Origin of the sequence: uncultured Shewanella sp. (assembly GCF_947501225.1) — a bacterium.
In the GTDB taxonomy this organism is placed as follows: domain Bacteria; phylum Pseudomonadota; class Gammaproteobacteria; order Enterobacterales; family Shewanellaceae; genus Shewanella.
In genome coordinates this window covers 41,635-61,761 of sequence record NZ_CANMUW010000012.1, presented here as the reverse complement: position 1 = coordinate 61,761, position 20,127 = coordinate 41,635, and the positions used below count along the sequence as shown (strand labels likewise).

Here is a 20,127-nt window from a genome sequence, read left to right as displayed (position 1 = left end):
CAGATGGATTGGGAAGCGCTCTGGTTATCGATTAAGCTCAGTAGTATCACAGTACTTATCTTGATCCCCTTCGCCATCATGCTTAGCCGCTATCTGGCATATCATCACTTTACCGGCAAGTCCTGGGTCGAAGCTTTGATCATGGTGCCGTTAGTGTTGCCCCCTACGGTGATCGGATACTACCTGCTGGTGGGGCTGGGTAGTCAATCCTGGCTCGGACAGATGTTGGAGGAGCTGTTGGGGCACCAACTGGTGTTTCACTTCTCGGGTTTAGTGGTTGCCTCTGTCTTAGTCAACATACCTTTTGCGGTCCAACCGATACAGCGCGCCTTCGAAGCGGTACCCGAAGAGGTTCGTGACGCAGCGGCATGTTGCGGAATGAGCCGAATGAAGGTGCTCTTCAAGATAGAGCTGCCTATGGTATGGCCCGGTGTATTGACCGCTCTAGTGCTCTGTTTCTCACATGTATTAGGCGAGTTCGGTGTCGTTCTGATGATGGGCGGGAATATCGCCGGTGAGACTAAGACCATTGCCATCTCCATCTATGACAGTGTACAGGCATTTGACTTTGCCAGTGCCGGACAGATGTCATTGGTGTTACTCATTTTTGCGGTCACTGTGTTGGCATTTACCACCAGTTTATCCAGACGTATGGGAGCGGCGCATGTCTCAAGACGTCGGTGATCTTTTTTGTCGTATCAAGCAGCAGAGGCATATCAGGCTCGACGCCGAGTTTACCTGTAAGGCCGGTGAGGTCATGGCAGTTGTCGGACCTTCCGGTGGCGGGAAATCGACCCTGCTTCGAATGATTGCCGGCTTAAATCAGCCTGAGTCCGGTGAGATCCGTTGCGGAGATAAGTCCTGGTTTAAAGGTGATGCCAAGGTTAACCTGAGCCCTCAGCAGCGCCATCTGGGCTATGTGCCACAGCACTTTGGCCTGTTTCCTAACCTGACCGCGCTGGAAAATGTGGTCGCCGCATTAGATCATATTCCAAAACAGGAACGGGTAGCCCGTGCAGAAGAGTGGTTGGAAAGGGTCAACCTTCATGGCCTGCCGGATCGATTACCCGCCAACCTGTCTGGAGGACAGCGGCAGAGAGTTGCCCTGGCAAGAGCACTTGCCAGGGAGCCATCGGTACTCTTGTTGGATGAGCCTTTTTCTGCCGTGGACAGGGAGACCCGTGAACGTCTCTATCTCGAGTTGGCCAGGCTGAAAGAGCAACTCTCTATTCCGGTCGTTATGGTGACCCACGACCTAAATGAGGCACTACTGCTTGCCGATAACATGATTTTAATCAGTCAGGGTAAGATGTTGCAGCAGGGAGTGCCCCATGAGGTGCTGGCTCGTCCCCGCAATGAGGCGGTTGCTAAGCAGATGGGGCTACGTAACCTCTTCGATGCTCATGTGATTGCTCAGGAGGAGGAGCGGCAGATCACCTGGCTCAAGTTTGGTGATCACCTTATCGCAAGTACCTATTTCGATAGCTTAGATATCGGAACTAAGGTTCGTTGGGTGATTCCGAATCACGGCATCAGATTTAACTCGATTAAGCAGGGCAGACTATGCCGGAGCTTTAATAAGTTAGATATCACCATAGATTCGATGCTGACTATGGGGGAAACTGTCAGAATTGTTGCGAGTGTGAAAGGGGTTCGTCATCAGATAAACGCCGAAGTACCACTGCACCTGGCGGTGAAGCTGGAGCTGGCACAAGGGGTCGACACGACGGTGGCGCTCAAATCTGAGCTCATTCATATCCTGGAACCCCATTTATGATCAAACGTTAATCTGGTTTCCATCTCTCCTTTACCGTTAGCGGCTTAGAATTAGCTTTAACCCAGAAGGAGAAAGTACAATGTCTAAAAAATTAACCGGCTCTATCATTTTATCTTGTGTATTAACTCTGCCTGCGTTTGCTGCCTATAATGGTCCCGGTGTTAACCCGCATGCCAAAACGGCGGCACAAGCCGGGGAAGCGAAAGATGATACGCCGGTAGAGCTGACCGGGCACCTGGTGAAAAGCTTAGGCGATGAAAAGTACCTTTTCAGGGATGCGACCGGCGATGTGGAGGTCGAGATCGATGATGCACTCTGGCGGGATATCGAAGTTTCCGGTGACACCACTGTCACGCTCCGGGGTGAAGTCGATGATGAATGGCAGGGGATTGAGATAGAGATCGACAGTATCGACATCATAAATTAAGCGGTTCATCAACTGTTGCCTTTGGTCCTGAAACCATCGAGACTGTGTATGACCGGATGCTGCAAGGTAACAGTTGAGTTATCTGAATGGTAACGGTTTTTTCTTTATTGATATAAGATTGACCGCGTATAAATTAAAACGGAGGAGCGATGGCTCGTTGGCTGGTTGGTTTAGTTCTTTTTTCAAGTACCGGTTTTTCTGCCGCTTGTCTGGCTGAGACCTCGGTATTACAGCTGCTATCGGATGAACAAAACATCTCTCCGCAAATGATCATGCTACAAGTCGAGAAAGCGTACCCCGGTGTCATAAGCGAGTTTGAGATTGATGTAGAGAAGGGGGAGTTAATCTATGAGGTTAGTGTCATAGACACCAATGCCGAGACTATCACCGAGTTTGAGTTCAGAGCGAAAGATGGTCGCCTGATCCACCAGCAGGTGGAGTCACTTGAAACCGATGACAAGGATGAACTCAAGGCGGTGAGTATGATGGAAGACAAGTCGTTAACCTTCAGTAATCTGGTTAAACAGGCTATGTCAGACAGTCAGGCTCATATTGTGGAAGCCCAGTTAGATCATGACCTTAATATCAGTTATCTGGAGCTAAAACTCATAGATGAAGATGGTAAGAGCAAGTTAGCGTTTGATATAAAAACTGAGCGCCCCCTACCAATGCTTAAATGGAACTAGGTTATCTGTATGAAGATTTTACTTGTAGAAGATGATGCAACCACCATCGAATATGTGGTTAAAGGTTTTATAGAGCAGGGGCATAACATTGAAACCGCGAGTGATGGGCATCAGGGGCTGCTTCTTGCGACGAGCATGAAATATGATCTGATTATTTTAGACCGTATGTTGCCGCAACTCGATGGATTAAAGCTGCTGGCCGCTCTCAGAGCCACAGGCAGTCAGACGCCGGTATTGATCCTTTCGGCTCTCAGCCATGTAGATGAGCGGGTGAAAGGCTTGCGAGCGGGTGGTGATGATTATATGACTAAGCCCTTTGCCTTCTCTGAGCTGCTCGTACGCGCTGAAAAATTGATGCAGAGAGGTTTTTCTCAACCTGCCGATACCGAGTTGGCCGTGGGAAATCTGGTGATGGAACTGCTCACCCGCAAAGTCACCTTAGACGGCACCGAGCTGATGTTGCAACCTAAAGAGTTTCAGCTGTTAAAGTATCTGATGGAGCACCCGAACCAGGTTATCAGCCGCACTCTGCTATTTGAAGCCGTTTGGGATTATCACTTCGATCCCCGTACCAATGTGATTGACGTTCATATCGCTAAGCTAAGACGTAAGTTTGAAGAGTTAGGCTTCGGTGAGTTGATTGAAACCGTTAGAGGTGCAGGTTATCGCCTCCGCCAAGGGAATTAAGCCATATCAGAGTAGTGCCTGGCGCATTACGATCATCTTCTCGGCTCTCGTTACCTTAATCATAGGTACCTTGCTCTTTGGCATGTACCGACAACTGATAAATGAGCAGGAGCTACAGACAGATCAGCATCTTGCGGCCGAAAAGGCCCGTTATCAGCAGATGGCACTGACATTAGATCGAAGAAGCTTCGGCAGGCAGATTAAGACCGCCGATCCCAAAACCGCTCTGGTTGTATGGCGCAATTCATTCGACCTGGTTGGTGCACTCAGTATGATGCCCGACGATATGCCTATGCTGCCTCAAACCCGTGAATTTCCGATATTGACCGGTGGCCCGGATAAGTTACATATACTGACGGGAGGCCTGGTCATGACCCGCTATGGGCCGGTTTTGATCGCCACGCGAACCGACCAACTTGCGACTCTGATAGACAGGTTTGTTAATGCCGCCATCACCGCCTTGATGTTAACCATAGTGCTGACCTTAGCCTTAGGTTACCTGTTTTCTAAGGCTATCTTACGGCGGCTGGTTCAATATAACCGACTTAGTCGACGCATCGAACGGGGGGAGTATTCGACACGCTTTCCGGTCAGTTGGCGACGTGATGAGTTTGATATGTTGGCGAGCAAGTTTAATCGGGTTCTCGATACGCTGGAAAATAATCTTGCGGCGGTGAGGGGGGCGACAGATAACATTGCCCATGATCTCAGAACGCCTCTGTCACACTTAAGAATAGGTTTAGAGCAGTTACCGGACAAGTCCTGCGAAGAGCTACCCGAAGCCTGCGCCATATTGACCGAGAAACTGGACCACTGTCTGGCGACGTTCGATGCCATGTTGTCTCTGACGCGTATAGAGGAGGGGCAACAGACACTGGAGCTGCAGGAGTTGAGCCTCAAGCATCTGTGCGAAGATCTGTTCGAGATGGCCGAAGCTATGGCCGAGATGAACCAACAGACGCTCACTGTTTCCACGGGAACCGATGCCAAATTAACCGGCGATAAGTATCTGCTGTTTCAGGCACTGTTTAATTTGATCGATAATGCGATCAAGTATGCGGGTGAAGGTGCAAATATTGAGATAGTGCAGCAGGGCAGAGAGATACAGATCCGGGATAACGGTCCGGGCATACCCGATGATTCCAAAGAGAGGGTTTTCGATCGTTTGGTGAGGTTAGACCCGAGTCGTCATAATCAGGGGACAGGCTTAGGATTATCGCTGGTGAAAGCTATCCTGGCCAGACATGACGCTCGGATTAAACTGATGGATAACGAGCCGGGGTTAATCGTGAGTATTACCTTCTAGCTCAGTCAGGTAGTGATTGAGACAAAGGTGCCCCCTCATTTATGTATATTTGTTCGACTTAATAGATAGTTAGCAGGCTATAGATGTACCAGATTGTTGCAGATGAAGCAGATTTTTTAGTTATAGCTAAATCCCATGATGTCCATTTTCATAGCCAGGACGGAACGGCCGGGGTCATGGCTAAGGTTGAGCAAGATCGCGGGATTAAACTTTACTCCGTTCACAGGCTCGATACCCTCACCTCCGGGCTACTGCTGTTTGCCAAGAGTAGTGGTGCCGCTGCAGAGTTTACGCAGCTTTTTACCGAACATAAGGTGCAGAAATACTATGTGGCGATTGCCAAAGGTAAGCCAAAGAAGAAGCAGGGCTCAATTGTCGGCGATATGGCGAAATCACGCAGAAGCATGTATAAGCTGCTGCGCTCTAAGGATAATCCGGCTGTAACTCAATTTTTTTCTCAGTCGGTTGCCGAGGGGGTGAGGCTGTATCTGCTTAAACCTTTGAGTGGTAAGACTCACCAGCTGAGGGTGGCACTTGCGAGCATTGGTGTGCCGATTTTAGGCGATCGGCTCTATGGGGGCGGCGAGGCCGATAGAGGGTACCTGCATGCATTTTGTCTGAGCTTTACCTTTCAGGGCAAAGCCTATCAATACACGCAATACCCATCCCATGGGATAGAATTTACCACTCCGGGGGCGGTTAAGCAGTTGCAAGTATGGGCTGAGCCTGAGAGGTTAGATTGGCCCAAACGTCAGTGAAGGCTTTTAGGGAGATGTTTAGATGAATATCGATAAGTTGCTACTCATCATTATCGCTATCTTGTTACCACCCGTAGCCGTTTTTTTGAAGACGGGTGTAGGCAAAGCGCTGCTGATTAACATTATCTTGTGCCTACTCTTCTTTATTCCTGGCATCTTGCATGCGCTCTGGGTTGTGACCAGATAAACCTGCTAGAGCTGCGAGACGTTTGAGTTGAAGATGCAGACGGGAGCTTGATAGCGATAACTATCAGTCTAACTCTCCGGCGACTATTTTGTCATAAACGCCATTCGCTCTGATTATCTCTATACCCTTGTCTAATGCCTCTGCGAGTGTCTCTGAGTCCGGGTGTTTCAGAGAAAAGGCAAGATGAATTCTGCTCTCCTGGTTGGGAAAGCCTTTATACAGGCTCGTTGTATCCAGCTTCATCTTATCCAGAGTGTACTTTGCAACCTCATCGTACATGATCACGGCATCGACTCTGCCTGCCAGTAAGATGTTGATGAGTTGAGTCTGGCTTGAGACCTTCATCCCCCTGAATCTGTGCTGCTCATGTTCAAATGTCTGCCCATATTCGTAGCCGAAAATTTGTCCTATCTTAAAGTCGTCCGGAAGATCGTCAATACCGGTGAATTGAGCCCCTTCGCCCGGACGGAAAAAGAATGAAGACTTGGCGATGAACAGGGGAGAACTGCCAAATAGGTAGATGGCTTCAGTAGCTGCCTGCTTACTCACATTAAACCCGCCAGCGATATTGCCATTTTTTATGTCATAAAGCACTCTTGCATAAGGTAGTACCTGGATTTTGGGAGTGATACCTACAGCAGAAAATGCATGCTTTACAATGGAGGTGGACAGGCCCTCTCCCATCTCGTCGGCATAGGGAGGCCAGCTATTCTCTACCGCGATGAGAGGTGATACCACTGAGCGGGGTTGTCGCTCATCAGCAGAGCTCGCCAGGCTAATCAGAAAAAGAGTCAGGGTCAGTGTTGCCAGAAAAAGTGGAGCCTGTATCGTCATGGTAGGGCTTATGGGTAGTAGTTCGTTTAACTAATGCTAATATAAAACCGAAGCTGTGCAAATAAATGCTGGTGTGAGTGTTTAGGTAATATCCGCCTTGCTGATATATAATGACCAGCTGATTCAATCGATACCGGGCCGACAGATGAACCGCAGAAAGAAGATCAATCAAACACTAAAAAGCAAAGCAAAAAAAGCCAATGCCAAGCTGCACGCTAGTAATAAACCTAAGTATATCTCCAAGGATGAACGTGCCAGACTGGCCTTAGAGGAGCAGGGGCTCAAGGCTGAAGATTGAGCCCAGTCTTCAGCTTCAGATAGGCTATTTCTGATATTGTTCTGTAAAACTGCTTCACCTTTCCTGATTGTGCTGCTTGTTAATTCACCGAGTTGGTGAATTAATCTCCTGATACTGTATTTTTTCCTCATTATTTGCGACGAATATGCCCTTTTGCTAATTCTGCAATACCGTAAACAGGGTGAGTTATGGCAGAATGCTCGGCTGTCTCATCATAAGCACCGAACATCTCTCTGCTGTCCGGTGTTGACCGAAAGAAAGTAAAGTTATTGCTGGCCTGAATTCTGATGTTTCGGGTTAGCGCAGTTTAGCTTTGCATATTCAAATAGGAGTTTCATGAATACAGTTTATTCAATAGGTGAACTAGAGTCGTTCTTAGTGGCTATTTTGGTGCTTTTTATTGGCCACTCAGTCAATCGTCACGTTGCTTCATTCAGGAAATATAATATTCCTGAGCCTATCGTCGGTGGCCTTATTGTCGCCGCGATCATCACGATTCTGCACTTTAATAACATTGCATTGGAATTTACGCTGTCGATGCAAAATACCCTGATGCTGATGTTTTTCAGTACTGTGGGTTTAGCCGCAAGTTATAAGTTACTGCTTAAGGGGGGCAGCAAGGTCTTTGTCTTCTTAGGTATCGCCTCTCTCTACATAGTGATTCAAAATGCTGTTGGTGTCAGCTTAGCTACGGCGCTGGGATTAGAACCTCTCATGGGCCTGATCGCCGGATCTATCACCCTGTCGGGTGGCCATGGTACCGGTGCGGCCTGGGCACAAACCTTTTCAGAAACCTATGGTATCAATACCCTCGAGTTCGCTATGGCTGCAGCAACATTCGGCCTGGTTATGGGCGGGATCATCGGGGGTCCGGTGGCGCAGAGGTTGATCAATAAAAATGATCTGCTCTCCTCCTATGGTGTAGGCGGAAATCACCATAAAGATCATCCAGATCTGGTTACCTATGATCAGTTAGAAGAGGACAGGGTGACGGCTAAGAGTATCCTTGAGGTTCTCTTCCTGCTGCTTCTGTGTGTAGCGGGAGCGAAGTGGATAGGCTCATTTGTCTCCACCATGGATATTGGTTGGTTGAAAATGCCGGACTTTGTCTACGCACTATTCCTGGGTGTTGTTATCACCAATATCACCGAGCTATCTCGTGGTTATAAGATCAATAGTGAGAGTGTGGATGTTTTGGGTACCGTCTCCTTATCACTCTTCCTTGCTATGGCATTGATGAACCTTAAGCTTTGGGAGATATTCGATCTGGCCGTGCCCTTGTTGATTATCCTTCTGCTGCAGACGTTAACCTTAGCTTTCTTTGCCTATTTTGTTACCTTCCGACTGATGGGAAGTAACTACGATGCTGCCGTGATGGCTGGTGGTCATTGTGGTTTTGGTATGGGGGCGACGCCGACGGCTGTGATGAACATGGGCGCACTTGTTTCGAGAACCGGCCCTTCACCACAGGCCTTCATGGTCGTACCTATCGTAGGCGCCTTCTTCATCGATATTGTGAATGCGATTATCCTGCAAGGCTATCTAAGCTTCATGGGTTAAGCCTGTAGCTCAAGTTTCCGCCCCTTTCTCCGGTGGGATTGGGGAGCCAAGCTGTAGATATAAAAAGCACTTCATTTTGAAGTGCTTTTTTGTATCTGCTCACAGATCTCCCGGTGTTGGTACCTTGAAAGCCGCTGTCAGGAAATGGAATGAAACAATTGTTTTACATTTGCTGCAATCAAATAGGGTCTAGTATTCGTTATAGATATGTACACCTCATTTTCTATAAGGATAGAACGCTATGAACTCTACTAACAAAGCTCTGGGATTAACGGTTGCGGGTATTTTGGCTGCGGGTATCTCAGTGGGGGCCAATGCGGTTCCGGAACAGCCCACAGAGTGGGAAAAGTGTGCGGGTATTGCTAAGGCCGGAGCAAACGATTGTGGCGCGCTCGATGGCAGTCATGGCTGTGCCGGACAAGCTAAGTCTGACAACCTGCCCTATGAGTGGATCTATGTACCTGCCGGAACCTGTGAAAAGATCACCGGCGGTGTCGTTAAAGCCGTGAAGCCGGCTAAATCCTGATGACGCGGGGGAGTCTGAGTGGCGCAGGAATAGGCCTGCGTATCCCCCATGTGCAGCAGATCTTAGCTGCCGATGAGACCGATATTCCCTGGTTTGAAGTCTTGGCGGATAATTGGATAGTCGAGGGCGGGTTGAATAAGCAGATGCTCGAGGCGATTGCGGAACGATATCCTTTGGTACTTCACAGTGTCGGCCTCTCTCTTGGCGGCCTGCCTCCCATCGACACGAACTACCTGGCGAAGATCAAGACGCTTAAGGAGTCTACGGGAGCCCTATGGTATTCGGAACATGCGAGCTTCTCCGGCAATGCCGAACGTAAAGTCCCCGATCTCTTGCCCTTACCCTACACAGAAGAGGCTGTGAGGCATCTGAGTCAACGCATCATTTTGGTGCAGGAGTTTTTGGGTGAAAGAATTCTGCTTGAAAATGTGGCTACCTATGTGAGTTGTCAATTTAATGAGTTGACCGAAGGTGAATTTCTGGCGGCGGTAGCGAAAGAGGCCGACTGCTATCTGCTTCTGGATATTAATAACGCCTATGTTACGGCCAGGAATCTTAATCAGGATATGAAGACATTCATGGAGACGATTCCGGTCGAGCGGGTGAAACAGATCCACCTTGCAGGCTTCCACGATAAGGGGGAGTACCTGCTCGATGCCCACAACCATCCGGTAGACAAAGATGTTTGGCATGAGTTCAAGGGGTTTATCGCTAAACATGGCCCAATTCCAAGCATGATCGAATGGGATAATGACTTGCCACCACTGGAGAGGTTACTCGCCGAACGAAATATTGCTGCGGCGATATTACAGGGCGCTGAAGAAGGTGGGCGCTGTGCTGCAAGCCGCATCGATTCTGACTGGAGCGGCGATGGTGATAAGGAGGGGAGGGTATGCGTTTAGCTCAGTGGCAGGACTCATTTATGGAGGCGCTGGCCCCGGAAGGCTGTGATGACGAGTTTCTTTCACTGGTCAACTCCCATGAGTCGGCGCGAATAGAGATATACCGTAATAATACCCTACAGGCTTTAAAGGCTACTCTGGTTAAAGCCTTTCCCATCTGTCAGCAGATTGTCGGCGAAAGTTGTTTCGCCAGGTTGGCCCGGGACTATCTTGATGCTAACCCTATGCAGGAGAGCAATCTGAACCATTATGGTGACGGTTTTTCGCACTTTCTTGAGGGAGTACTGCAAGCCAATCCGGCATTTGAAGGGCTGGAATATCTCCCCGAACTGGCTCAGATGGAGTGGCTTCTGCTTAAGAGTTATTACGCCGCAGATGGCCTCAGCTGTTATAAGCTGGTTGAGATCGCAGGACTGAACGAACGACAGCAAGAGGAGGTCGTTATGGTACTCAGGCCAGATGTGTTTATTCTGCACTCCTCTTTTCCTCTCTATGAGATCTGGCTGAGTCATCAACAAGACAGTGATCATATTGAGATCGATATGCCTCAGGATCGTTATCACCTCTGCATCAGCCGAGATCCCTTTAAACCTAAGGTTGAACGTATCTCCCGCGCCGGTTTTGAGCTGTTAGCGGCGTTCGGTGCCGAAGAGACCTTAGGAGAGATGACCGAGGCGACTATCGATATGAGCGCCATGCCGGAGTTTATCGCCAAGGGGTGGATTTGTGGTTTTCGCCTGAGAGAGCCGGTTTAGATGTTATCCCGGGAACAGCTTCAGGGGTTGTATCGTTACTGTTTCTGTCTAACAGCCGAGCACGGCAGTGCCGAAGACCTGTTGCAAACCTCATTGGAAAAATGGATTCGGCGCAATAAAGAGGTCGAATATTCCCATGCCTATATACGCAAGATCATTCGTAATCAGTTTGTCGATGAGTGTCGCCGGGAACAAAAGATAGCCTTTGAGGCGATTGAGGAACACACGCCGCTCCTGCTTGATGAATCCTGTCTGGAGACCTTGCAGATACAGCATCATCTCATCGAGCAGGTATTCAATCTTTTAAATGCGGCCGAGCGGGAAGTGCTCTACCTCTGGGCCATAGACGGTTATAGTGCATCTGAAATCAGCGAGGAGCTTAATCAACCCAGGGGGACAATTCTCTCCCGGTTACATCGTATAAGACAGAAGGTTTTTGATGCCACCAAAGAGCACACGACCGCTTTAGCCGGAGCAAGATCATGACTATTAATTCCGACAAGGGGAGCGGGTCGTTTAAACAGTCGGCTAAGTGGTTTATCGAGCGGCAGCAGTTAGACAGTGAACGGTTGGCCAGGTTTGAACTTTTACTTTCCGGCCATATGGCTGAAGATCCATCGGCCGCCACGCAATTGAAAGCTGGCAGTAAAGAGCTGATTCGGAATGACGGCAATGCTAAGGTGCGTGTTAGATCTTATTTCGCCCTGGTTGCCAGCCTTATCCTGATTGTAACCATGAGTCTCAACTTTCACCCTTCCGGGGTCGATATGAGCCGTAAAATCGCCGACGAAGTTGCGATGAACCATATCAACATGAAACCTCTGGAGATCGATTCTCAGAGTATTGAGCCTATACGTGAATACTTTACCGAGTTGAATTTTTCTGTGGTGAAATCTACCCTTTTCTCCCGGCAAAATTATCTGCTGCTTGGTGGCCGGTATTGCTCAATTCAGGGGAGCAGCGCGGCCCAGATCCGTTACCAAACGAGTAGCGGAAACAAGGTGACGCTCTATGAGGTGGGCTATGATGCAGAACTTCATGGGGTTTTGCCTCACTTTGAGTCTGGTGAGCAAGCCTTAGAGCGGTACGTCAAAGGGGTAAGGGTATTACTTTGGGTGGAGAAGGGGTTGCTGATGGCTGAGGCCCGCACTATAGATTGATTGCGCGTTATGTCCGGCAAGGCTCATAGCGGAAAGAACTTAGATTCCAGTGCCTGCCAGTGGGTCTCATCCACACAGTGGGGGACATGGTGAAGAAGGTAGTTGAGATCGCCCGTATGTCTTAACAGACTCAATACCATCATATGTTGTTGCAGGCTGGTGTCCCTTTCTCCCCGGTAACCATAGCCGTCGAGAAAGGCATGAAATATTCTGGGATCCCCCTGTGCGAACAGCAGTGCCGGAGAGGCGAACTCGAACAGTGGGTCGGGGCAAACAAGCGCGTCACCAAAATCAAAAATTCCTGCCAGGCGGTAGTGACCCGCATCGGATGTCACCAGTAAGTTACCCGGGTGAAGGTCTGTATGAATAAGATGGTTACTATCACTCTTTAAGTGACTATCGAGTCTGGAGATATGCCGCTCAAGATAGGAGGTTAAATCAGCCAGCAAGACCTCAGGAACCTGTTGTTTCTTGCGCTTTTCGTAGCAGTTTCTACTCTGTAGCCGAATGAACTCCGGCCAATCGAGTCTCATCTCTTCGACTCCGGCCCCATCGAGCCGATGCAACCTGGCACTGAAGCGGCCGAGAGCCTGGGCTATCTCAACTTTATTCTCCAGGGTCAGTGTGTCTATTACCGATGACAGCATGACCCCTTCAAGTTTCTCGATGATCAGGTATTTCCAGTTATCTATCTCACCCGAGTCGATTAGCTTAGGAACTCTGACGCCTAGCTCATGTTCATTAAGCCATTTGAGACTGAGGTATTCACTCTGAAACTGGCTGTGCCAGTTTGGTGCGAGAATCTTGACAATATATGTATTCTGTTCACCTGCTCTGGCGCTCAACATCAGTTCGAACACAGGGTTCGTGCCATAGAAGTTTTGAGAGGTGCCGCTCACAGCTATCTCATGACGTGCAGTGATGATATCGAGCACAGGCTGCCAATCGTTGAGCTGCCAGTGGTCGCAAATGTCGCATGCCTCATCATAATCGGGATTGCGGGGCAGCTTAGTCATAGGCATGGAGTGGCTCTCTGTCTCTTCATTCATCTGAGTTGATTGGTGTCGGTAATCGAGTCGTTACTCAGAGGGTACAACATGTATACCAGATTGTAACATTTGCAGGGGAATTTGTGATTTTGTCGGTTATATGCGGAGTAGTGAATTCGTCGCAGGCAATAATAGGTTAGTATGCGACGATAATTCTACATAATGTGATATGGGCTGTATCATGATGAGTTCAGTGTTAAAGGTGTCGATAGCGGCAGCAGTCGTGTTAATGGTCTCGGGCTGTGCGAGCCCCAATGGCTGGAGAGCCATTGGTGGCTCTAAGAGTGATGCTGTGGTGCGGTTAAGCTATGAGCTCTTAGGTAAGCAGGTCGCCGATGAGAGCGATGGGCTTAAGTTAGCCGAGCAGCGCTGCGGCTACTGGGGATTTTCCGGCGCTAAGGCATTCGAGCTGGAGACTAAGACCTGCATTGATGAGCAATGCCACTCTTACATTATTACCAGAGAATATCAGTGTGTTGACTGATAGTTTTAGCGGTTGAAATGAAGTGGCGATTAGATAATGGCTTATCCAATCGCACTGGCACAAGATTGATTTACTGCAAGCTAGCGGAGCTGCTATTTATCCGTTTACCGAGCGCCACAGACCGAACAATTAGCCTGTTTCGCAATTTTCATCTCACGAAACTCCATCGTCATGGCGTCGACCATCAAGATACGTCCCGTGAGCGGCTTGCCCATATTTGAGATAACCTTAATGGCCTCTGTGGCTTGTAAACAGCCGATCATGCCGACCACAGGTGCCAGGATCCCCGACTCGACACAGGTGAGTTGTTGTTCACCGAACAGCTTGCTGAAGCAGTGGTAACAAGGGTGCTCACCTCGATAGTCAAATACGGTGACCGTACCCTCCATACGGATGGCAGCAGCAGAGACCAGAGGTACCTTGTGAGTAAAGCAGCTTTTATTCAGCTGTTCGCGCACGGCCACATTGTCGGTGCAATCCATCACCAGAGTATGTCCGGCAACCAGCTCATCAAGCTCAGGATCGTCGAGCACCCCATTTATGGTGTCTATCTGAATGTGGGGATTGAGCTGGCTTAGGGTCTCCCTTGCCGATTCCACTTTCGGTTGACCGACATTCTTGTCCTGATGCAACACCTGGCGCTGAAGGTTAGATATCTCAACGGTATCAAAGTCGACAATAGTCATCTGGCCTACACCCGCCACGGCAAGGTATTGAGTGGCCGCACAGCCAAGTCCGCCGGCTCCGATCACCAGGACCTTGGCGAGTTTAAGTTTCTCCTGCCCGTCGAAATCCATCGCCTTGATGGAGATCTGTCGACTGTATCTGAGCATCTCGCTATCAGACAAAATCTCATCGTTATCTTGGGTCGAGCTCATATTGCTTTGTTCCTGAACGAATAATCAAAAGCGAATGTTATTTCGCTGAGTGTTTAGCTGCTGGCAATATTAAGATGCTAGCAAAGCACTGAGTTGAAAGGCTCAACCGTGACCAGAGTGCCATCAGGGGTATCGCCCTGCTCCTGACTCAGGATCACGAAACAGTTGGCCTGGCTCATAGAGGTCAACATGCCGGAACCTTGGCTGCCGGTGATACTGACTTCGGCTTCACCCTTGTCATTGGTAGTCAGGATGCCGCGTTGATATTCGACCCGCCCCGGGAATTTACGTAAACTTCCGTTGAGCTTCGCCTTTAACTGTAATGGCTTGCTTTGAGGCAGCCCCTGCATCTTATTGATGAGTGGCCAGACTAGCTTATAGAAGGTCACCATAGATGATACCGGGTTACCGGGAAGCCCGCAGAAGATCGCCTTGCCAAGGTGGCCGAAGGCGAAGGGTTTACCCGGTTTGATGGCAAGCTTCCAGAAGGTCACCTCTCCCTCTTCGTCTAGGATCTGCTTGGTGTAGTCCGCATCACCGACCGACACGCCGCCGGAAGTGAGTACCATATCTGCATTGGCCGAGGCGTTGCGAAAAGCATGGCGTATCGCTTCAGGGTCGTCGGCAATGACTCCCATGTCGATCCACTCTACGTTGGCACGGCTCAGGAGGCCCTGAATGCTGTAGCGATTTGAATCATATATCTGGCCTGGGGCGAGTTCGGTGCCTATGGGGCGTAACTCATCACCGGTTGAGAAGAAGGCGACCTTTATCTGACGTGTGACACGGACCTGACTTGCACCGATTGTCGCCAGCACACCCATCTCGGCTGCGCCTATCTGAGTACCGGAGACGAGCACCTTGCCGCCGGTTTTTACCTCTTCACCACGACAGCGAACATTGGCACCTTTAGCCTTAGGTGCTGTTATATAGATAGTGTCGCCTTTGGCATCTACCTTCTCCTGCATCTGTACCGTGTCGTAGCCGTCGGGAACGGGAGCCCCGGTCATGATACGGATACAGGTGTTGGGCTTTACTTCTCCGGTGAACGGGTGGCCGGCAAAAGATTGGCCAGTCAGTGTCAGGCTTTCGCTATCGGCGAGATCGTCGAAACGAAAGGCATATCCATCCATGGCTGAGTTATTAAACGGAGGAAGATCGATACTTGAGGCTAAATCTTCTGCCAGTACACGCCCCAAGGCTTGAGGAAGCTGAACAACCTCAGAGTCATCGATTGTGTTGACCTGCTTGAGAAGTAGGGCGATCGCTTCATCTGGATGCATAAGAGTTGGTTGAGAACATGGATCTGCTTTACTGGGCATCGGGCTACCTTAAGATACGTGAATACAGGCGAATTGAGTAAAAAGTTGTTGCTCATTATGCCACGGTGAAGCCAGAAGGCCATGATCTCAGCTGCAGTTTTTAATCGGTATGAATTAAGAATTGTATGAAATTATATTCACAGAGGAATACAGCCCATCTATGAGAGGCTGTATTTCCTGTTACCCCCGCTTAGCCTGCCGTTGCAACCGTTGAGCCCGGGAGGGATTGAAGCTTGACCTGCTGCCCATCCTGAAGCGTTTCGGCGCCACGGATAACTACGCTATCGCCAGCGTTCAGGTCGCCATTGACGGCAATCCAGTCACCTTCACCATCGCCGAGTTCTACCTCTGTTTTTACCGCTTTGTTATCACTGTCTATCTTAAATAGATAGGCACCGGCGGCGCGAAGTACGATAGCATCCCTTGGGACCAATGTGGTGAGCTGCTTCGGAGCGATCGGCAGCGCCAGAGAGACCAGCTCGCCAACACTGAATGCATCCTGCATTTCGATGGGAAGATCGATTCTGGCTTCGAAAGTTTGCGAGCGAATATCCGATACCGGGATCAGGCTGCGTATGCTGGCCTGAAACTCACCCTCGGTATGGTAGATATGGAGCTCATCCCCGGTCTTAACGCGTCGGCTATGCTTCAGGGGGGCGTGCAGACGTATCTCTAAGTTGTCGGGATCTGTCATCGATACGATTGAGACCGAACGGCCGATGTCTTCACCGGCCTGGTGTTTACGTTCGGTGATGATCCCGGAGAAGGGGGCCTTGACTTCGGTACGGCTGAGGTCATCCATGATCATCTTCAGTTTTATCTGTGCCAGCTTCAGGTTAGCAGCAGCGAGATCTCTGTCGGAACGTGACTTATCCAGTTCGGTTTCGGAGGCACTCTTGCTGACGATCAGTTGTTGCAGGCGTCGATACTCACGCTCGAGGCGCGTCAGTCCGACCCGCTCATACTCGATCTGCGCCTCCTGTTGCTCCTTTTGCAGGGCAAGGCGCGTCTGTTCGAGTCTGGCGACCACCTCTCCCGCCTTGACCCGGGTTCCAGCTTCCTGAACCCATTCGAGTTTACCGTCTATACCCGCGGTTAATTCAGCGCTGCTTCGGGAGTGAACCGAGCCTATCACCATGATCTTTGGTGAGAGGGCACGGTTTTCTACCGATACCACGCTGACCAGGCTGGGTGGTGCGCTCTTGTTATCTTCATCTGCAGCATTGGCGGCATGGGGTGAGAGCAGCGACAAGGTCAGTGAGAGTGCGAAAATTGTCGGAATAATAGTAAGCAGTTTCATCACTTGGCTCCGGAGTCGGTTGCAGTAGCGTGAGTTAATGGGTTAAGCGTGGTTTGCGTATTGCTCGATAGACTATGTGTTAATCTCAACAGACTCGGCATCAGTATCAGAGTAAACAGGGCACTGAATGTCATGCCGCCAACAATAACTGCCGCGAGTCCACGGTAGATTTCGCTGCCTACGCCTGGTACCAGCATGAGTGGCAGCATGCCAAAGATAGAGGTTAGGGTGCTCATATAGACCGGGCGTGCGCGAGTGGCAACGGCCTGATAGATAGCATCATCGATATTGAGTCCATCCCTGACTCCCTGACGTGTTTGATCGACTAACAGGATGGCATTGTTGACGACTAAGCCCAACAAGATGATGAAGCCAATCATGGTCAGTAGATCTAAGCTTTGAAAACTAAATAAGTTTAGTAGTCTGAGGCTAATCACGCCACCACAGATGGCTAGTGGCATTGAGAGCAGTACCAGCAGGCTGTCTTTTGCCGACTTAAACATGGCCGACATCAGCAGGAACAGAATAACCACCGCAAGAAGGAAATTTGCACCCATATCTTTTATCGTTTGATCCAGTTTGTCGGCGCTGCCTCGGAACTTAAGCGAACTGTTGGCGGGCAGACTCGCCTTAAGATCGGCAACCGCCTTCTCGTCGATGATCTCCAGGGCTTCATCCAGAGACATATCGGCTGGTGGAAATATCAATAAACTCACACTGCGCTTGCCATTGACCCTCTGCAACTGAGTCGGGCCCACGGTACGTTTGATACTTGCCAATTCACCTATGGTCTGAATGCCCGCGGCACGGGTATATATCGGGGTTGCTGAGAGTTGTTCGGGAACCTGCCATTTGGGGCCTTTTAACAGGATATCCATACGCTCGTTACCATCGAAGTACTCCCCGACAAACAGGCCGGATGTATAGGCCCGAATGGCATTGGCTATCTGACTTCTGTCGACGCCGGCTTGAGCGAGTCGCCGCTCGTTTGGAAGCAGTTGAAGCTCAGGCTGAGCCATCGATAATCCCGGGAGAGGGCGAACGACGGCGCCGGGAAGGGCGTCGGTGATAAGCTTCATCCCCTTACCGGCAGACGTCATCAAGGCCTCCATATCCGGTCCCTGAAGGTCGATGTTGATCGCCCGGCCGCCGTTGAAGCCAAACTGCAGCAGTGAGCCACGGTTGGTGAAGGCCTGGGTATCCGGCAGGCCGATTAAGATCTCTTCGTTGAGCAGCTTTATCATCTCATCGGCCTGAGCGGGATCTTCAGGATAGATGAACAGCACGTTAAATGCCGCGTACATGGAGAAGTTGTAACCCTTGATGTAGGGGGCCTTCTCCTTGTCGTAGTAAGGCTTGAGCCGCTCAATAATGATGTCGCCCACCTCTTTCTCTAAGGTCTGTACGTTGGATCCCGGAGGCAGTGAGAAGAAGGCAAATATGCCATCAGATCTCGCCTGGGGCAGAAAGTCCGGACGCGGCATCAGGGTAAGGGTGGTGATACCACTACCAATGATCAATAGGGCGCACCAGATTGCAGCACGCTTCCTGTCTCCGGTAAGGGTGCGGATAAGCTGGGTCAGCTTGGACCATAGGTTCGCTCTCTCCGTCTGCTGTGCCGTTTTTTCCGGCAGCTTTAACCACAGGAGGCTGAAGACGGGGATCAAGGTTATCGCACTGATAAAGGAGGATATGACGGCAACCGATAGCGTGAGGGCAAGGTCGGAAAATAGCTGCCCCTCGACGCCTGGCATGAAGAGTATGGGAAGGAAAATGGCGACCGTAGTGGCTGTCGATGCCATGAGCGCCCCCTTAACCTGTCCGGTCCCCTCCTCGATGGCCTGTCTTAGCCCTCTGCCTCGCTGCAATAGTCGCACTATGTTCTCCTGAACAATGATGGCGGCATCGAGTACGAGTCCTACGGCAAAGGCAAGACCTGCCAACGAGATGACATTCAGGGTTCGGCCCATGGCTTCAAGAGAGAAGAATGAGATAAGCAGGGCGACAGGAATGGTCGAGGCGATCATTAAGGTTGCACGGAAGCTGCGCAGAAAGGCGAACAGTATCACCAGGGCTAATAGTACGCCTATAGCCAAATTTCCCTTAACTAATAAGATGGCACGCTTGATATGTACGGAGGCATCGAAAGAGAGGTCCATCACCAGGCCGGCGTCTTTCAAAGCCCCGCCGTTGAGTTCGTCGATAGCCATATTCACACCGTTGAGTACGGTAACGGTATTCGCGTCGAAGGTGCCTTCGATAGTCATATAATAGGCCGGATAGCCATTACGCTTGGTAAAGCCCTGCACCTCCGCACTTGCAACCGCGACATCGGCGAGTTCGTTGATGTATACCGGACGGCCGTCGTTATAGGTGACGATCAGGTTACCTAAATTTTCCGGTGTATATTGGCCGATAAATCTCACCATATATTGGCGACGGCCCACGTTTGCCGTACCGCCGGAGATGTCTGCGGCCCTTGAGAGTGTATTTCGCAGCTGCTCAAGGGTGATCCCTAATGCCGCTGCGCGATAGGGGTCAAACTGAATGTGTAGCTCTTTAGGTCGTCGGCTTTGAAGTTGTACGCTGCCGACCCCGGTGACCTGCCTGAGTCTGGGCTCTACAACATCATCGATCAGTTTTTGATATTTAGCGAAATCGGTATCCGGGTTATCCGGGGCCATTCGGATGAGCAGTGAAGCCAGGTTCGGTGTGCCTCCGCCGCCACCGACATTGATAAAGGGCTCGTTGGCATCGAGAGGGCGGGGCGGGGTTTGGTTGAGGGCATTGATCACATTGATCATCGCCTCTTGCATGTTGCTTCCCACCTCAAAAGTTAACGACACCCTGCCAAAGCCCTGAGAGATGTTGGAGGTCATCTCTACGACTCCGGGAACCTGCCTAAGCACATTCTCCTGAGGCTCTATTATATTTGATTCCATCTCCTGGGGCGCAGCGGAGCGCCAGTTGTTGAAAACGGAGATTTGTGGACGCTGGATATCGGGCAGCAACTGGATGGGTAACTTAGCTATGGCTAAGGCACCAAAAATGGCGATCAGCAGTAAGGTGACTAAAGTGCCTGCCGGATTGTGAGTGCTTATTCGAGTCAAATTCATTGTCTTTCCTGACGCCTGAAGTCGGTGGGGAGAGCTCTTTTTATTTATAAGTTCATTTTTTTAGCTAGATAGTAGGAGTAAAGTGTTAACAGGTCTGCATCATTTGGTTAGCAAA

The 20,127-nt window shown here is 50.1% G+C and carries 22 protein-coding genes; 16 read left to right on the top strand and 6 right to left on the bottom strand.

Annotation, left to right across the window (positions count from 1 at the left end; genetic code table 11):
* Nucleotides 1-3: 3 nt before the first annotated feature.
* The 8 genes from modB to Q1B47_RS15990 all read left to right on the top strand — a co-directional run bounded on the left by modB (nucleotide 4) and on the right by Q1B47_RS15990 (nucleotide 5,828).
* Entirely contained in the window at nucleotides 4-684 is a 681-nt protein-coding gene (modB, locus tag Q1B47_RS16025; RefSeq protein ID WP_299795657.1) for a molybdate ABC transporter permease subunit, read from the top strand.
* Nucleotides 665-1,777, top strand: coding sequence for an ABC transporter ATP-binding protein (locus Q1B47_RS16020; protein WP_299795655.1), 1,113 nt, complete (start codon nucleotides 665-667; stop codon nucleotides 1,775-1,777). The genes modB and Q1B47_RS16020 overlap by 20 nt, the downstream gene beginning before the upstream one ends.
* A 79-nt stretch (nucleotides 1,778-1,856) precedes the next feature.
* Complete coding sequence (locus Q1B47_RS16015) at nucleotides 1,857-2,204, top strand: NirD/YgiW/YdeI family stress tolerance protein (RefSeq protein WP_299795653.1); 348 nt, start codon at nucleotides 1,857-1,859, stop codon at nucleotides 2,202-2,204.
* Nucleotides 2,205-2,353: 149 nt separating this feature from the next.
* Nucleotides 2,354-2,890 (top strand): PepSY domain-containing protein, encoded by a 537-nt coding sequence (locus tag Q1B47_RS16010; protein ID WP_299795652.1) that lies wholly within the window; start codon nucleotides 2,354-2,356, stop codon nucleotides 2,888-2,890.
* Between the two features lie 9 nt (nucleotides 2,891-2,899).
* Nucleotides 2,900-3,577 (top strand): response regulator transcription factor, encoded by a 678-nt coding sequence (locus Q1B47_RS16005; protein ID WP_299795650.1) that lies wholly within the window; start codon nucleotides 2,900-2,902, stop codon nucleotides 3,575-3,577.
* 82 nt (nucleotides 3,578-3,659) lie between these two features.
* Complete coding sequence (locus Q1B47_RS16000; protein ID WP_299795847.1) at nucleotides 3,660-4,883, top strand: HAMP domain-containing sensor histidine kinase; 1,224 nt, start codon at nucleotides 3,660-3,662, stop codon at nucleotides 4,881-4,883.
* A gap of 83 nt (nucleotides 4,884-4,966) precedes the next feature.
* Nucleotides 4,967-5,641, top strand: a complete 675-nt coding sequence (locus Q1B47_RS15995) for a TIGR01621 family pseudouridine synthase (RefSeq protein WP_299795648.1) — start codon at nucleotides 4,967-4,969, stop codon at nucleotides 5,639-5,641.
* A gap of 22 nt (nucleotides 5,642-5,663) precedes the next feature.
* Entirely contained in the window at nucleotides 5,664-5,828 is a 165-nt protein-coding gene (locus Q1B47_RS15990; protein ID WP_299795646.1) for a YqaE/Pmp3 family membrane protein, read from the top strand.
* A gap of 63 nt (nucleotides 5,829-5,891) precedes the next feature.
* Here Q1B47_RS15990 and Q1B47_RS15985 read toward each other — a convergent pair whose 3' ends face one another.
* On the bottom strand, nucleotides 5,892-6,662 hold the full coding sequence (locus Q1B47_RS15985; RefSeq protein ID WP_299795644.1) for a transporter substrate-binding domain-containing protein: 771 nt from the start codon (nucleotides 6,660-6,662) through the stop codon (nucleotides 5,892-5,894).
* Nucleotides 6,663-6,759: 97 nt separating this feature from the next.
* Between Q1B47_RS15985 and Q1B47_RS15980 the strand changes: the two genes are divergently transcribed.
* The 7 genes from Q1B47_RS15980 to Q1B47_RS15950 all read left to right on the top strand — a co-directional run bounded on the left by Q1B47_RS15980 (nucleotide 6,760) and on the right by Q1B47_RS15950 (nucleotide 11,863).
* Nucleotides 6,760-6,960 (top strand): DUF2986 domain-containing protein, encoded by a 201-nt coding sequence (locus tag Q1B47_RS15980; protein WP_299795642.1) that lies wholly within the window; start codon nucleotides 6,760-6,762, stop codon nucleotides 6,958-6,960.
* A 336-nt stretch (nucleotides 6,961-7,296) separates the two neighbouring features.
* Nucleotides 7,297-8,520 carry a sodium/glutamate symporter gene (gene gltS / locus Q1B47_RS15975; RefSeq protein WP_299795640.1) on the top strand — a complete coding sequence of 408 codons (1,224 nt, stop codon included), beginning with the start codon at nucleotides 7,297-7,299 and terminating at the stop codon, nucleotides 8,518-8,520.
* 241 nt (nucleotides 8,521-8,761) lie between these two features.
* A complete protein-coding gene (locus tag Q1B47_RS15970) occupies nucleotides 8,762-9,046 on the top strand; it encodes a DUF2282 domain-containing protein (protein WP_299795638.1) in 285 nt (94 codons plus the stop codon).
* A complete protein-coding gene (locus Q1B47_RS15965) occupies nucleotides 9,046-9,948 on the top strand; it encodes a DUF692 domain-containing protein (protein ID WP_299795636.1) in 903 nt (300 codons plus the stop codon). The genes Q1B47_RS15970 and Q1B47_RS15965 overlap by 1 nt, the downstream gene beginning before the upstream one ends.
* Nucleotides 9,939-10,703 (top strand): DNA-binding domain-containing protein, encoded by a 765-nt coding sequence (locus Q1B47_RS15960; protein WP_299795634.1) that lies wholly within the window; start codon nucleotides 9,939-9,941, stop codon nucleotides 10,701-10,703. The genes Q1B47_RS15965 and Q1B47_RS15960 overlap by 10 nt, the downstream gene beginning before the upstream one ends.
* A complete protein-coding gene (locus Q1B47_RS15955) occupies nucleotides 10,704-11,189 on the top strand; it encodes a sigma-70 family RNA polymerase sigma factor (protein WP_299795632.1) in 486 nt (161 codons plus the stop codon).
* Entirely contained in the window at nucleotides 11,186-11,863 is a 678-nt protein-coding gene (locus Q1B47_RS15950; RefSeq protein ID WP_299795630.1) for a hypothetical protein, read from the top strand. The genes Q1B47_RS15955 and Q1B47_RS15950 overlap by 4 nt, the downstream gene beginning before the upstream one ends.
* A gap of 23 nt (nucleotides 11,864-11,886) precedes the next feature.
* Here the strand turns inward: Q1B47_RS15950 and Q1B47_RS15945 are convergent, their stop codons facing one another.
* Nucleotides 11,887-12,912, bottom strand: a complete 1,026-nt coding sequence (locus tag Q1B47_RS15945) for an aminoglycoside phosphotransferase family protein (RefSeq protein WP_299795628.1) — start codon at nucleotides 12,910-12,912, stop codon at nucleotides 11,887-11,889.
* A 181-nt stretch (nucleotides 12,913-13,093) separates the two neighbouring features.
* Between Q1B47_RS15945 and yecR the strand changes: the two genes are divergently transcribed.
* Complete coding sequence (yecR, locus tag Q1B47_RS15940; RefSeq protein WP_299795626.1) at nucleotides 13,094-13,396, top strand: YecR family lipoprotein; 303 nt, start codon at nucleotides 13,094-13,096, stop codon at nucleotides 13,394-13,396.
* 104 nt (nucleotides 13,397-13,500) lie between these two features.
* On the opposite strand, the gene moeB is transcribed toward yecR, so the two are convergent.
* The 4 genes from moeB to Q1B47_RS15920 form a co-directional block, all read right to left on the bottom strand.
* Nucleotides 13,501-14,274, bottom strand: a complete 774-nt coding sequence (gene moeB, locus Q1B47_RS15935) for a molybdopterin-synthase adenylyltransferase MoeB (RefSeq protein ID WP_299795624.1) — start codon at nucleotides 14,272-14,274, stop codon at nucleotides 13,501-13,503.
* 77 nt (nucleotides 14,275-14,351) lie between these two features.
* The gene (gene moeA / locus Q1B47_RS15930; protein ID WP_299795622.1) at nucleotides 14,352-15,596 is read right to left on the bottom strand and encodes a molybdopterin molybdotransferase MoeA; all 1,245 of its coding nucleotides are present in this window, start codon (nucleotides 15,594-15,596) and stop codon (nucleotides 14,352-14,354) included.
* A 190-nt stretch (nucleotides 15,597-15,786) separates the two neighbouring features.
* On the bottom strand, nucleotides 15,787-16,896 hold the full coding sequence (locus Q1B47_RS15925; protein ID WP_299795620.1) for an efflux RND transporter periplasmic adaptor subunit: 1,110 nt from the start codon (nucleotides 16,894-16,896) through the stop codon (nucleotides 15,787-15,789).
* Entirely contained in the window at nucleotides 16,896-20,012 is a 3,117-nt protein-coding gene (locus Q1B47_RS15920) for an efflux RND transporter permease subunit (RefSeq protein WP_299795619.1), read from the bottom strand. The genes Q1B47_RS15925 and Q1B47_RS15920 overlap by 1 nt, the downstream gene beginning before the upstream one ends.
* Nucleotides 20,013-20,127 lie beyond the last annotated feature (115 nt).

What these genes read in the sequence shown, in the direction of transcription:
- Q1B47_RS15945 (WP_299795628.1), bottom strand. Translation starts at nt 12,912, where the DNA reads ATGAATGAAGAGACAGAGAGCCACTCCATGCCTATGACTAAGCTGCCC.
- modB (WP_299795657.1), top strand. Translation starts at nt 4, where the DNA reads ATGGATTGGGAAGCGCTCTGGTTATCGATTAAGCTCAGTAGTATCACA.
- Q1B47_RS15985 (WP_299795644.1), bottom strand. Translation starts at nt 6,662, where the DNA reads ATGACGATACAGGCTCCACTTTTTCTGGCAACACTGACCCTGACTCTT.
- Q1B47_RS16000 (WP_299795847.1), top strand. Translation starts at nt 3,660, where the DNA reads ATGTACCGACAACTGATAAATGAGCAGGAGCTACAGACAGATCAGCAT.
- Q1B47_RS15955 (WP_299795632.1), top strand. Translation starts at nt 10,704, where the DNA reads ATGTTATCCCGGGAACAGCTTCAGGGGTTGTATCGTTACTGTTTCTGT.
- Q1B47_RS16010 (WP_299795652.1), top strand. Translation starts at nt 2,354, where the DNA reads ATGGCTCGTTGGCTGGTTGGTTTAGTTCTTTTTTCAAGTACCGGTTTT.
- Q1B47_RS16015 (WP_299795653.1), top strand. Translation starts at nt 1,857, where the DNA reads ATGTCTAAAAAATTAACCGGCTCTATCATTTTATCTTGTGTATTAACT.
- Q1B47_RS15920 (WP_299795619.1), bottom strand. Translation starts at nt 20,012, where the DNA reads ATGAATTTGACTCGAATAAGCACTCACAATCCGGCAGGCACTTTAGTC.
- gltS (WP_299795640.1), top strand. Translation starts at nt 7,297, where the DNA reads ATGAATACAGTTTATTCAATAGGTGAACTAGAGTCGTTCTTAGTGGCT.
- Q1B47_RS15960 (WP_299795634.1), top strand. Translation starts at nt 9,939, where the DNA reads ATGCGTTTAGCTCAGTGGCAGGACTCATTTATGGAGGCGCTGGCCCCG.
- moeA (WP_299795622.1), bottom strand. Translation starts at nt 15,596, where the DNA reads ATGCCCAGTAAAGCAGATCCATGTTCTCAACCAACTCTTATGCATCCA.
- Q1B47_RS16020 (WP_299795655.1), top strand. Translation starts at nt 665, where the DNA reads ATGTCTCAAGACGTCGGTGATCTTTTTTGTCGTATCAAGCAGCAGAGG.
- Q1B47_RS16005 (WP_299795650.1), top strand. Translation starts at nt 2,900, where the DNA reads ATGAAGATTTTACTTGTAGAAGATGATGCAACCACCATCGAATATGTG.
- Q1B47_RS15990 (WP_299795646.1), top strand. Translation starts at nt 5,664, where the DNA reads ATGAATATCGATAAGTTGCTACTCATCATTATCGCTATCTTGTTACCA.
- yecR (WP_299795626.1), top strand. Translation starts at nt 13,094, where the DNA reads ATGATGAGTTCAGTGTTAAAGGTGTCGATAGCGGCAGCAGTCGTGTTA.
- Q1B47_RS15995 (WP_299795648.1), top strand. Translation starts at nt 4,967, where the DNA reads ATGTACCAGATTGTTGCAGATGAAGCAGATTTTTTAGTTATAGCTAAA.
- Q1B47_RS15965 (WP_299795636.1), top strand. Translation starts at nt 9,046, where the DNA reads ATGACGCGGGGGAGTCTGAGTGGCGCAGGAATAGGCCTGCGTATCCCC.
- Q1B47_RS15950 (WP_299795630.1), top strand. Translation starts at nt 11,186, where the DNA reads ATGACTATTAATTCCGACAAGGGGAGCGGGTCGTTTAAACAGTCGGCT.
- Q1B47_RS15970 (WP_299795638.1), top strand. Translation starts at nt 8,762, where the DNA reads ATGAACTCTACTAACAAAGCTCTGGGATTAACGGTTGCGGGTATTTTG.
- moeB (WP_299795624.1), bottom strand. Translation starts at nt 14,274, where the DNA reads ATGAGCTCGACCCAAGATAACGATGAGATTTTGTCTGATAGCGAGATG.
- Q1B47_RS15925 (WP_299795620.1), bottom strand. Translation starts at nt 16,896, where the DNA reads ATGAAACTGCTTACTATTATTCCGACAATTTTCGCACTCTCACTGACC.